Source organism: Arthrobacter oryzae (assembly GCF_003634095.1).
GTDB lineage: Bacteria > Actinomycetota > Actinomycetes > Actinomycetales > Micrococcaceae > Arthrobacter > Arthrobacter oryzae.
In genome coordinates, this window is the sequence record NZ_RBIR01000007.1 from 23,048 (window position 1) to 35,089 (window position 12,042).

General features: G+C 65.9%; 9 protein-coding genes. 8 read left to right on the forward strand and 1 reads right to left on the reverse strand.

Annotated features, from left to right (window positions below; genetic code table 11):
- Positions 1–110: 110 nt before the first annotated feature.
- Positions 111–1,424, reverse strand: a complete 1,314-nt coding sequence (locus C8D78_RS14670; protein ID WP_120954612.1) for an ABC transporter substrate-binding protein — start codon at positions 1,422–1,424, stop codon at positions 111–113.
- A 266-nt stretch (positions 1,425–1,690) separates the two neighbouring features.
- On the opposite strand from C8D78_RS14670, the gene C8D78_RS14675 reads away from it, so the two are divergent.
- The 8 genes from C8D78_RS14675 to C8D78_RS14710 all read left to right on the forward strand — a co-directional run bounded on the left by C8D78_RS14675 (position 1,691) and on the right by C8D78_RS14710 (position 11,959).
- A complete protein-coding gene (locus tag C8D78_RS14675; protein WP_120954613.1) occupies positions 1,691–3,016 on the forward strand; it encodes a right-handed parallel beta-helix repeat-containing protein in 1,326 nt (441 codons plus the stop codon).
- Positions 3,017–3,166: 150 nt separating this feature from the next.
- Positions 3,167–4,204, forward strand: coding sequence for a LacI family DNA-binding transcriptional regulator (locus C8D78_RS14680; protein ID WP_120954614.1), 1,038 nt, complete (start codon positions 3,167–3,169; stop codon positions 4,202–4,204).
- Between the two features lie 81 nt (positions 4,205–4,285).
- Positions 4,286–5,587, forward strand: a complete 1,302-nt coding sequence (locus tag C8D78_RS14685) for an ABC transporter substrate-binding protein (RefSeq protein ID WP_120954615.1) — start codon at positions 4,286–4,288, stop codon at positions 5,585–5,587.
- Between the two features lie 14 nt (positions 5,588–5,601).
- Entirely contained in the window at positions 5,602–6,567 is a 966-nt protein-coding gene (locus tag C8D78_RS14690) for a carbohydrate ABC transporter permease (RefSeq protein WP_120954616.1), read from the forward strand.
- A 220-nt stretch (positions 6,568–6,787) separates the two neighbouring features.
- Complete coding sequence (locus tag C8D78_RS14695) at positions 6,788–7,543, forward strand: carbohydrate ABC transporter permease (protein WP_425266712.1); 756 nt, start codon at positions 6,788–6,790, stop codon at positions 7,541–7,543.
- A gap of 3 nt (positions 7,544–7,546) precedes the next feature.
- Positions 7,547–8,641, forward strand: a complete 1,095-nt coding sequence (locus tag C8D78_RS14700; protein WP_120954618.1) for a glycoside hydrolase family 130 protein — start codon at positions 7,547–7,549, stop codon at positions 8,639–8,641.
- 54 nt (positions 8,642–8,695) lie between these two features.
- On the forward strand, positions 8,696–10,798 hold the full coding sequence (locus C8D78_RS14705; RefSeq protein ID WP_120954619.1) for a hypothetical protein: 2,103 nt from the start codon (positions 8,696–8,698) through the stop codon (positions 10,796–10,798).
- A gap of 96 nt (positions 10,799–10,894) precedes the next feature.
- Positions 10,895–11,959 carry a glycoside hydrolase family 130 protein gene (locus tag C8D78_RS14710; protein WP_120954620.1) on the forward strand — a complete coding sequence of 355 codons (1,065 nt, stop codon included), beginning with the start codon at positions 10,895–10,897 and terminating at the stop codon, positions 11,957–11,959.
- The last annotated feature ends 83 nt before the right edge of the window (positions 11,960–12,042 follow it).

Consider the following 12,042-nt stretch of genomic DNA (forward strand, 5'->3'; position numbering starts at 1 on the left):
AAATGCTGTGGGAAATGCCGGGGAAACGCCGGGGAAACGCGCATCGGATCTGCGCTGGGGAGATAAGCCCCCGGGAATATTGGGCTTTGGAAATGCGGTGGCGTGCGTCGTTACTGGGCGGCGTAGAGGGACTTGGCCTGCGCCTCCAGGTTCTTCACGTCGACGGTGCCGTCCTTGATGAACGTCTGCAGGGCCGGGATCATCACGTTGTTGGCCATGGCCGGCAGGGCATCGCGGTCGAAGAACTGGCTGATGTTCTTGGCGCCGCTGATGGCCTCCGCCAGCTTCTTGTTCAGCGGCGTGAACTTTGAGGTGTCCGTGCCCTTGGCCGTGGCGATGTTGGACGAATCAACCGAGGCGTACACGTCCTGCCCTTCAGGGGTGCCGACGTAGGCCAGGAAATCCCTGGCGGACTGGTTCTGGCCGCCCTTCTTGGAGAGCAGGAGGCCGTCGATGGGAGCCTCGATCGAGTCCCGGCCTTCCACCGCGACCTCGGGGAACGGGAAGAAGTCGATGTCGTCGGCGACCGCCTTGTCCGTGTACTGCTGGGTGAGGAAAGAACCGAGCAGGTACATCCCCGACTTCTTGTCTGCGAGGGACTTCGCGGAGTCCTGCCAGGTCATGCCGAGGGCGTTCGGGTTCTGGTACGGCAGGAGAGCCTTCCAGGTGTCGAAGACATCGCTGACCTTCTTCTGGTCCCAGCTTTCTTTGTGCGCGGTGAGGTCCATGTGGAACTGGTAACCGTTCAGCCGCATGTTCAGGTAGTCGAACGTGCCCATGGCGGGCCAGCCGTCCTTGTCCGCAAACTCAATGGGGATCAACCCGTCGGCCTTCATCTTGGTGCAGAGCGCCTTCAGCTCATCGAACGTCGTGGGGACGGCATACCCCTTCGCCGCCCAGAGGCTCTTCCGGTAGAAGAAGCCCCACGGGTAGTTGTAGTTGGGGATCAGGTACATCTTGCCGTCCGCGCCCGTCGAAGCCTTTTTCAGGGCGTCGGAGAAGTTTCCACCGACCTTTTCCCAGACGTCGTCGATCGGGGCGAGCAGTCCCTTGCCGGCGTAGTACTGCATGCGGTAGCCCGCGAACCAGGTGAAAGCATCGTCCGGGCTGCCCTGGAGATAGGTGTTAATCTTGTTCTGGAAGTCGTTGTGGGCCACCACATTGGTGGTGATTTTGACGCCGGACTTCTTCTCGAAGGCGTCCGTCACTGCCTTGTATGCGGCCTTGGGAACCTCATCGGAGGATCCGGAGCCGAAGGTGGCCGTCTTCGCCCCGCTGCCGGCAGCGCTGCCGCCCGTGCAGGCTGAAAGCAGTGGAATGCCGGCCATCGCGACTGCTCCGGCACCGAATGTCTTCAGTAGCGTCCTCCGGTCCCACCCGCCTTGGCTGGAGGCCCGGAGCAGTGCGTCTTCATGCATGGTCATAATTTCTCCTTTGAAATACGGCGGGTGACGTGAAGCAGATCACATACTTAGATATCATAATCGCACAATAAGGAACGTCAAGTAGCAAAAAGGAACATTAGGGAGAGTTGGGCCCGCGCGGCATCCGGAGCCGGGTCCGCCGGCTCCTTCCGTTGACTTCGCGCCGGTGCGCTCTTAGCGTTAAGGCCCTCAGGACGCCGACGTGGTCCGCCGGCAGGCGGTGGCGCCCGGATCCGCGGATACATGGCGAAAACCCAGGTGCACCCATGAAGATCAAATCCACACTCGCCGCCACGGTGATCGTTCTGCTGTTCTTGGGCGGCCTGGTGGGCTGCCGATCCGTTCCCGCGGCGGCTTCCTCAACCGCGTATTTCGTCAGTGCGGACGGCAGCGACGCCAACGACGGCACCTCACCCCGATCGGCCTGGCAGACCCTCGAGAAGGTCAATGCCGCCGGGTTGCGGCCGGGGGACTCGGTCAGCTTTCGCCGCGGGGACATCTTCTCCGGCGGCCTGACCGTCCGCGCGAGCGGCACCGCCCGGCAGGGGATCACCCTAAACGCCTACGGAAGCGGCCAGTTGCCCGTGGTCACGGCGGGGCTGGAGGGCACGTGCGTCCGGCTGGACGGCGACTTCATCACCGTGGACGGCCTGCAGGCGGAATCCTGCGGCTATGCGGGTTTCAGTGTCTACGGAGACCACGGTTCCGTTCGGAATTCGGCCGCGAAGAACAATGCCGCAGGCATCAAGATCAGCGACGGCTCCGACTTCGGCAGCTACACGAACAATAGGCTCAGCGACAACAACATCATGAATGTCAACACTCCGGGATCGGGCTGCGGCACCGCGGCGGCCGTGCAGTGCAGTGACGATTCGGGTGCCTTCGGCTTCCTCATCAACGGCAGCGACAATGAATTCGCGGGCAACACCGTCACCGGGTCCACTGCCCCGTCCTACGACTTCGGCCACGATGGCAGTGCGTTTGAGATCTTCAATGGCAACCGGAACAAAATCCACCACAATGTGGCGGTGGATAACAACGTCTTCTCCGAAATTGGGCGCGGAGGCGGCGGCACGGCCGACGGCAACATCTACAGCTACAACCTCATCCGGGCCACCTGCGGCACAGGGTGCGCCCAGGCCATGGGCCTGATTGCGCGCGGCGGGACGTCCTCCTTCGGCCCGACCAACGCCACCACGTTCGAGCACAACACGGTGTGGCTCAACGGCCCGGACTCCCAGGCGTTGGTCTGCCACTCCTCATGCCCGGCCTCCACGGTCGTTCGGGCGAACATCCTCGTGGCGGTCCGCAACTCGCTGTGGATGGACGGCGGCGGCTGGACCGAGGAGCGGAATGTCCTGAACGGCCCTGCCAATATTGTTCCGGGTCCGACGTCCACCACCGATCCCGCCGGCTTTGTGAATGCGCCGGCCGATCTCCACCTCTCCGCCGCAAGCCCGGCAATTGACCGCGCCGGACCGGGCCTGTTCCCCGCGGATTTGGACGGCCGTCCGGTCAGCCGGGACGGCGACTGCCACGGCGGCGACGCGACTGACGCGGGAACCTACGAGTACCAGCGCTCAGGTTGCTGACCGGGCGGCGCGGGGGGAGTCCGGCGACGGCGGCCGCCAGCCGGCGGGCCTGCCCTTGACAATACGGAACTGAACCGGTTTAGTAATACCCATCACTTAACCGGTTCAGTGCAGGAATCTGCCAGAGCCAAACCCGAAGGGATCGGCTCCATGGCAGTCACCATCAGCGACGTCGCACAAGCGGCCGGCGTCAGCAAGGGTGCCGTGTCCTATGCCCTCAACGGCCAGCCGGGCGTCAGCCCGGACACCCGGGAGCGCATCCTGAGCGTGGCCAAGGACCTCGGCTGGAAACCGAGCCTGCGGGCGAAGGGGCTGTCCTCCGCCAAGGCATACGCCCTGGGCCTCGTGGTGGCCCGTGACCCCTCCTTGCTGGGAACCGACCCCTTCTTTCCGGCCTTCATCGCCGGGATCGAGACGGCGCTCGCCGAGCACGACTACACCCTGGTCCTCAGCGTCGCCACGGCTCCCGGCGCCGAGGAACGCTGCTACCGCAAACTGGTGGAGAACGGAAGGGTCGACGGCGTGATCCTCACCGACGTCCGGCATGACGATTCCCGCATCCCGCTCCTGCTTGAACTCAAGGTGCCCGCGGTTACGGTGAACCGGCCCGACGCCGGCTCGCCGTTTCCGGCCGTCTCCGTGGACGAGTCGGCCGGCATCATCGCTGCCGTGGAACATCTCGTAGCGCTGGGGCACCGCCGGATCGCGCACGTGGGCGGCGGCCAGGAATACATTCACGGACGGAACCGGCGCGAAGCCTGGGAAAAGGCGCTGGGCGCTGCCGGCCTTCCGGCTGACCTCTTTGCCGCCGCGGACTTCACTGCCGCCGGGGGAGTCGCCGCCACCGCCGGACTGCTCCGCCAGGCCGACCGGCCCACCGCCATTGTCTACGCGAACGACCTCATGGCCACCGCCGGCCAGTCCTATGCGCAGTCGCTGGGGCTCAGCGTCCCCGGAGACCTTTCCATCACCGGCTATGACAATGCCGAGTTCACCCAGTACCTCAACCCGCCGCTCACCACTCTGGCCACCGACCCCATGCTGTGGGGCCGGGTTGCGGCCCAGGTCCTGCTGAACCAGCTGACCGGCGCCGGCCGCGGGGAAGACACGGTGCTCCCCGCGCCGCGCCTGGTGGTCAGGGCCTCCACCGGGCCGGCCCCCACTGACCCCGGGCCCGCCCGCCACTAGCCTGCACGATCCCCACTGCTCGTCCCACACGAACCCCAACCCTGGCGCGTGCTGCCAGCAAACCCCTCCCAAGGAGACGCAATGAAGCGCTTTTCAACTGCTACGCGAGTGATGTCCGTGGCCGCCCTAACTATCATGGGAGTCGGCCTCGCCGGCTGCGGCGGCGGGGCGGGCGGGGGCTCGGCGGCGTCCGCCACCACGGCCAAGGGCCCCATCAAGATCTGGTACTCCAACAACGAGTTCGAAGTGAAGTGGGGCAAGGACATGGTGGCGTCCTGGAACGCCGCCCACCCGGACCAGCAGATTGATGCCCAGGAAATCCCGGCCGGAAAGAGTTCCGAGGAAGTCATCGGCGCTGCCATCACCGCGGGCAATGCCCCTTGCCTGGTCTTCAACACCGCTCCCGTCGCGGTGCCGCAATTCCAGAAGCAGGGCGGCCTCGTTTCGCTGGATTCGTTCCCCGACGGTGCCCAGTACATCAAGGACCGCACCGGCGACCTCGCCGATCAGTACAAATCCGCTGACGGCAAGATGTATCAGCTGCCGTGGAAGTCCAACCCGGTGGTCTTGTTCTACAACAAGGACCTGTTCAAGAAGGCGGGCCTGGACGCCGAGCACCCCAAGCTGAACACCCAGGCCGAGTTCCTCGACACGGCCCGCACCCTGGTCAAGTCCGGAGCCGCGGCCAACGCCGTGTGGCCTTCGCCCTCCAGTGACTTCTTCCAGCCCTGGTTCGACTTCTACCCGTTCTATGCCGCCAGCTCGGGCGGGACCAACCTGCTCAAGGACGGCCAGGCTACCTTCGACAGCGATCAGGGCAAGCAGGTCGCCACCATGTTCCAAACCCTGTACAAGGAGAACCTGGCCTCCAAGGAGGTCTATAAGGGTGACTCCTTCGCCGAAGGCAAGGCCGCCATGTCGCTGGCCGGACCGTGGGCCGTCGCCGCGTACAAGGGCAAGGTCAATTGGGGCGCGGTTGCTGTCCCAGGCGTGCAGGCCCAGGCCAGCGGGTCCACCTTCTCTGACGCGAAGAACGTCGCGATGTACTCCGCCTGCAAGAACCAGGGCACGGCGTGGGACGTCATGAAGTTCGCCACGAGCAAGGAACAGGACGGCAAGCTTCTGGCCGCAAGCGGCCAGATGCCCATGCGCAAGGACCTCCCGGCCACCTACGCGGACTACTTTGCCAAGAACCCGGCCTACAAGCAGTTCGCGGAGGAGGCCGGCCGCACCGTCGAGGTGCCGAACGTGTCCAACTCGGTGCAGATCTGGCAGACCTTCCGCGACGCATGGGGCAAGTCCGTGATTTTCGGCAACCAGAGCATCGATGACGCGTTCAAGGGCGCTTCCGACAAGATCAACCAACTGGCAGCCCAGAAGTAACGGGTGATTCCCCCATGTCACTCCGCACTTCTGATGGCAGCCCCGTAACCGGGGCGCCGGTTGGCGGAACGACGGACCAGCGGCTGGTTACCAGGAAACGCAAGAATTTCCTGGGCCGCCAGCCGCTGGGATTGTTGTTCAGTGCCCCGTACGTTATCTATGTCCTGGGCGTGCTGGCGTTTCCGCTCGGCTACGCCGTCTATATCTCCTTCCATGACTACTTCTTCACCGCTCCCGGCGTTCAGGTCGACCGTCCGTTCGTGGGCCTGGACAACTACATCACCGTCCTGACGGATCCCGCCGTGCAGCGGTCCTTCGCGAACATCGGCGTCTTCCTCGTCATCAACGTCCCGTTGACCGTCGGTCTGTCCCTGGTCCTGGCCAACGCCCTGAACCGGGTGACGAAGCTCAAGACCTTCTTCCGGGTCAGCTACTACGTTCCGTACGTCACGGCGAGCGTCGCCGTCGTCGGCGTCTGGCTGTTCCTGTTCCAGCAGAACGGCCTGGTCAACGCCGTGCTAGGGCCGCTGGCCCCCAATCCCTCGTGGCTGGTGAACTCCTGGCTCGCCATGCCGACCGTGGCGCTGTTCGTGACCTGGAAGCAGCTGGGATTCTTCATCCTGCTGTATCTGGCCGCGCTGCAGAACATCCCGGACGAGCTGTACGAGTCCGCCTCCGTGGACGGCGCCAACAAACGGGTCCAGTTCTGGAACATCACCGTTCCCGGCGTCCGGTCGGCCAGCGTGCTGGTGACGCTGCTGGCGACCATCACCGGCGCCAACCTCTTCACCGAGCCGTACCTGCTCACCGGCGGCGGCGGCCCGGACGGCGCCTCCACCTCGCCGGTGTTCCTGATGTACCAGATGGGCATCCTGCAGGGAAACCCGGATGTGGCCGCCGCGCTGGGCGTGGTGCTGGTGATCGGCGTGCTGCTGATTGCCCTGATCCAGAAACGCCTCGTGGGCGGGAAGGAGGACTGACATGTCGACTCTCAACAAGGCAGCAGCGCCGAACGATAAGAATCACGGGAGCAACAGCGCCGGCCGCGGCCCCGGGCGTCTTTTGGGCGGTCGCCGCACCGAGGGGTCCGGAAAGGGGTCCGAACCGGCCTCCGGCGTGGAAAAGCGCAGGAACCTCGGCGCGGGCGGCTTCGTGCTCCTGGCCGTGGGCGCGTTCGTCTTCCTCTTCCCGTTCTATTACATGTTCATCGGGTCGCTGCAGACCTCGCCGGACACCTCGGTGGCCGGGGCGTTCCCCAACCCGGCGAACATCACGGGTGAGAACTACTCGAACATCAACAACTCCATCAACCTGCTCCAGGGCCTGGTCAACTCGGGCATCTTCACCGGCGGCGTCATCTTCTTCACCGTGGTCTTCGGCCTGCTGGTGGGGTACGCCCTGGCGCAGATGCAGTTCCGCGGCAAGGGGCTGGTGTTCGGCATGATGCTGCTGGTGCAGATGATCCCCTTCCAGCTGCTGCTCATCCCGCTCTACGTGATGATCGTGCGGGACTACGGCCTGGCGGACACGTACCTCGGCATGATCCTGCCCTTCGCGATCAACTCCACCGCCGTGTTCGTCTTCCGCCAGTACTTCATGCAACTGCCCTCCACCCTCTTCGAGGCGGCCAGGATTGACGGCGCCTCCGAGCTGCGGATCCTGTGGCAGATCGCCATCCCGCTGGTGAAGCCCGCGATTGTCACGGCGATCCTGCTGACGTTCATCGGGCCCTGGAACGAGTTCCTCTGGCCATTCCTGGTCACCAAGGACCAGTCCATCCAGCCGCTCGCCGTCTCCCTGGCGAACTACATCTCCAACATCGCGGCGACGGCGTCCAACCCGTTCGGGGCCATCCTGGCCGGCGCGTGCGTCCTCGCGGCGCCCGCCGTCGCACTCTTCATCTTCTTTCAGCGCCAGTTCATTTCCACCAATATCGGCTCCAGCGTAAAGGGTTAATTCATGACCTCCCCCCAGACTTCCGTACTGCCCACTGTCCCCTTCACCCTCACCCGCGCCGGCGTCATCATGACGCCGGAACCGGGCAACGAATTCGAAGCCGAAGGCGTGCTCAACCCCGCCAGCGGCCGCGGCACCGACGGCGAGCTGTATCTGCTGCCGCGCCTCGTCGCCAAGGGCAACGTCTCCCGCGTGGGACTGGCCAAGGTCATCATCGAGGACGGCGTCCCCACCGGCGTCGAACGCCAGGGCATCGTCCTGGCCCCCGACGAGGGCTGGGAGCGCGGGCTGAACAACGCCGGCACCGAGGACCCCCGCACCACCTGGGTGCCCAGCCTCGGCAAGCACCTGATGACCTATGTCGCTTACGGCCCGCTGGGTCCGCGCCTGGCGTTCGCCCACTCCGAGGACCTGCGCCACTGGGCCCGCCTGGGCCCGTGCCTCTTCGGCTACCAGGCCGACCTCTCCATGGACCTGAACCTGTTCCCGAACAAGGACGCCGTGTTCTTCCCGGAGCCGGTCAACGACCCCGACGGCGTGCCCTCCTACGCGATGCTGCACCGCCCCATGTGGGACCTCGGCTGGATCCGCGAAGGCGAAGGCGAGCACGTGCCGGCGGGAATTACTGACAACCGTCCCGGCATCTGGATCTCCTACGTGCCGGTCGCCGACGTCGAGAAGGACATCAGCAACCTCGTCCACATGGCCAAGCACCGGCTCGTGGCATTGAGCGAGTTCCCGTTCGAGGAACTGAAGATCGGCGGCGGTCCCGCTCCGATCCGCGTCGACGAGGGCTGGCTGCTGATCCACCACGGCGTTTCCGGCGAGCTGGCGAAGTCCGCGTTCGACCACCAGCAGAACGTCAACTACACCGCCGCCGCGATGATCCTCGACGCCGATGACCCCTCCAAGGTCATCGCGCGCAGCGACAAGCCGCTCCTGGCGCCCGAGACGGAGGACGAGATGTCCGGAATCGTGCCCAACGTCGTCTTCCCGACCGCGATCGAGAAGATCGGCGAGCAGCTGTTCGTGTTCTACGGCATGGCTGATTCGAAGATCGGCGTCGCCAAGCTGGACCGGATTCCCGCGGCCAACTAGCCCGTCCCGCCCGCAGCCCAGTCCGAGAATCCGCCCAGCCCTGCAGGAGTACCGATGACGAACAACAATGTCCGCACCACACTGAGAACGAAAGCGCCGGCGTTCGCTGTGGCCGCATCGATGCTCCTGCTCGGGGCGGGGACTGCCGCGGCGGCGCCCGCCGCACGGCCCGGCCAGGCGCCGGCGGTGCTGACCGCCCCGGCGGCCGGCACCGCCGGAACCCCGCTGACCAACCTTGCACACCTGAACTTCCTCATGGACACCGTGCCGCTCACCCCCGTGGACGGCCACACCACGTACCAGATCACAGAGCACCCCTCGGCACAGGCGCCGTGGACGTACTCGGACAAGAAGGCCGACGGCAGCTACACCCGGGTCGGCGGCGGAGATCTGGACCCCGCCACCGGACACTGGAGCCAGGGCGCCTTCAACGCCGACGACATCGCCCGTACCGCCGTCGTCTATCTGCGGCACTGGAAGCAGACCGGTGACCTTGCCAGCAAGGAACGCGCCTTCCAGGCCCTGCGTTCGCTGACGTATCTGCAGACGGCAAGCGGCCCGAACGCCGGCAACGTGGTCCTGTGGCAGCAGGCCGACGGCACACTGACCCCGAGCGCCAAGCCCGTGGAACTGCCCGATCCCTCCGATTCGGCCGAATCCTACTGGCTGGCCCGCACCGTGTGGGCCCTCGGCGAAGGCTATGCGGCCTTCGCCGACGCCGACCCCGCCTTCGCGTCCTTCCTGCAGGAGCGCCTCCACCTCGCGCTCGGCTCGCTCAACAAGCAGTCCCTCGCCAAATACGGCACCTATGACACGGCCGACGGCACCAAGGTTCCGGCGTGGCTGATCACCGGCGGCGCCGACGCCTCCGCGGAGGCTGTGCTGGGTCTCGCCGCCTATGTCAAGGCCGCCCCCGGCGACGGCACGGCCTCCACGGCGCTGTCCCGGCTGGGCGAAGGCATCGCCGGGATGTCGTCCGGCTCCGCGACGCAGTGGCCGTTCGGCGCGATCCTGCCGTGGAACAAATCCCGGACACTCTGGCACGCCTGGGGCGGCATGGCCCCGGCCGCCGTCGCCACCGCCGCCGAAGTTCTCCACCAGCCCCGGCTGCTCGAGGCCGCCGTCAAAGATTCCGCCGGATTCACTCCGCAGCTGCTCGCCGCGGGCGGTCCCAAAAACGCCTGGAGCCCCACGCCGGGCGAGGCACAGATTGCCTACGGGGTGGACTCGCGCGTCCAGGGCCTCGTTGCCACCGCGAAAGCCGCCAAGGCCCCCGGGCTGCTGGACCTCGCCGCCATCACGGCCGGCTGGTTCTTCGGCGCCAACCCCAGCGGCGCACCCGCCTACAACCCGGCCGCCGGCACGGCGATCGACGGGATAGAAACCGATGGCCGGGTGAACCCCAACTCCGGTGCCGAATCCACCATCCACGCCCTGCTGACCATGTTGGCCCTGGACAACAACCCGGGGCTTAAGGCCAAGGCCCTGGGGATCAACCGCACCGTCGCCACCCACGGGCTGAGCGTGGCGGAGGCCGAGTCCGGCACTATCACCGGCCCCGGCTCGGCGGTGAAACCTGCCTCTGCCTGGACCGGGGAAGCCAACATCTCCGGCGGCGGCTACGTCTCCCTGGCAGCTGGTGCGTCCCTCAGCGTGCCCCTGCCCGCCGCGGACGAACCCCGGAACATCTATCCGATCGTCAACCAGGGAATTACGCCCTCAGGCAGCACCAGCTGGTCCGCCGGCAAGGGTCCGCTCGGCAGCACCCCCAACGGCGGCGCTGGCGCGCAGGGCATCACCGATGCGCCGGGCATCCTCTTCCCGTTCGCGCTCAAGCGCGCGCTGCCCGCCGGGGCTGCCGCCGTCGTCGGCACAACGAACGGCGACGTCGCTCTGGATGCCCTGCTGATCCAGCCCCAGCTCTCCACCGTGTCCGTCTCCGGCCCCGGCGGCCAGTCCACGCTGTACGTCAGTGCGGCCCCGGAACCCATCGAGCGGAAGGTGAACCTTCCCGAAGGTTTCCACCTGAGCCAGGAGGCCTTCGATGCCTCCGGCCAGCCCGTCGCCCGGGGGCCGCAACCGAACGGCGCCGGTATTTCGGGCCGTGTTGCCGTAGCCCCCGGCGGATTCACCTGGGTGACGCTGGTCCGTAACTAGTACCGCTGAACACTGACCACTGATCCCTGACCGCTGGCCGCTGATCCCTGACCACCGCGGCTTGGCATGCACTTCAAAGACAGGAAGATTGTCCCCATGCAGAAAATCACCACCCAGGCACTGCTCGAAAGTTACGAGGGAGCGCTCACGTTCAGCAATCCGCTGACCGACACCATCTCCACCGAGCAGTTCTCCGCCGAGTACGCTGAGCGACCGGAATGGGCTGTGGGCCCGTTCCGCAAGGATGATTCGCTTTCCTTCCGGCAAGTCCAGGACTGGGAGGACCCTACCGGCATCGGCTGGACGGCGGATTCGATCTTCAACCCGTCCCTCATGGAGCGGGACGGCAAGCTGTACCTCTTCTACCGTGCGTCTCCGCGCAAGGAATCAGTCTCCAGCCGCATCGGCGTCGCCGTCTTCGATCCCGAAAACGGATGGCAGGACAACCCCGCCAATCCGGTCATCTACCCCACCCTGGACAACGAGATCCTCGGCTGTGAAGACCCCAAGGTCTACCAGGCCGATGGCCGGTACTACATGTTCTACAACGGGATCTGGACGATCGACCACAGCGACGGGCAGTCCGGCCAGAACGCCGATGCCTACCCCCTGGGCGATGTTGGCTGCGACATCAACCTTGCAGTGTCCGATGACCTCGTCCACTGGGAAAAGCTTGGTTTGGCTGTCCCCCACGAGGTTTCGCGGTTTTGGGCCAAGGGCGCCGTCATTCCCCGCAACGCCCAGGGCGAAGCGGTCAAGATCGACGGGCACTACCTGATGTATTTGTCCGAGGGCTGCGGCGGGACCACGCACGTTGGCCGGTCCTCCGACATGGTGGAGTGGACGTTTGAGCCGCAGGACTACCTGGACCTCGGCCAGCTGGGCGGCTCGCTGCACGAAGTGGCCTGCGCAATCGTCAGCGACGACGAGCGGAACGAGCTGGTCCTGGACTTCTTCTATGCCGACGCCAACGGCGACTTCGCCGCGGCGCAGGCACTGTATGACATCAGCCAGCCCTTCACCCAGAAGGCGATCAACGAGGGAGGATCGCTGGCGTGGGGCGGGCTGCTCAAATTCGGCGGCAGCTGGGTCTTTGCCCAGGGGTGGGACGCCCCGAAGGGATCCCGGGAAATGTACTTCTACCGCGCCGATCACAGCTAGCGGCCGGCCGGCAGCCTAGGGCCGGCAGCCTAGGGCCGGGCTGCCTAGGGCCCGCCGCACGGGGGCTGACGGCCTGCCCCCGG

Bases quoted from the DNA above. Each gene is read 5' to 3' on its own strand.
- C8D78_RS14670 (WP_120954612.1), bottom strand. From the start codon at position 1,424: ATGACCATGCATGAAGACGCACTGCTCCGGGCCTCCAGCCAAGGCGGG.
- C8D78_RS14675 (WP_120954613.1), top strand. From the start codon at position 1,691: ATGAAGATCAAATCCACACTCGCCGCCACGGTGATCGTTCTGCTGTTC.
- C8D78_RS14680 (WP_120954614.1), top strand. From the start codon at position 3,167: ATGGCAGTCACCATCAGCGACGTCGCACAAGCGGCCGGCGTCAGCAAG.
- C8D78_RS14685 (WP_120954615.1), top strand. From the start codon at position 4,286: ATGAAGCGCTTTTCAACTGCTACGCGAGTGATGTCCGTGGCCGCCCTA.
- C8D78_RS14690 (WP_120954616.1), top strand. From the start codon at position 5,602: ATGTCACTCCGCACTTCTGATGGCAGCCCCGTAACCGGGGCGCCGGTT.
- C8D78_RS14695 (WP_425266712.1), top strand. From the start codon at position 6,788: ATGTTCATCGGGTCGCTGCAGACCTCGCCGGACACCTCGGTGGCCGGG.
- C8D78_RS14700 (WP_120954618.1), top strand. From the start codon at position 7,547: ATGACCTCCCCCCAGACTTCCGTACTGCCCACTGTCCCCTTCACCCTC.
- C8D78_RS14705 (WP_120954619.1), top strand. From the start codon at position 8,696: ATGACGAACAACAATGTCCGCACCACACTGAGAACGAAAGCGCCGGCG.
- C8D78_RS14710 (WP_120954620.1), top strand. From the start codon at position 10,895: ATGCAGAAAATCACCACCCAGGCACTGCTCGAAAGTTACGAGGGAGCG.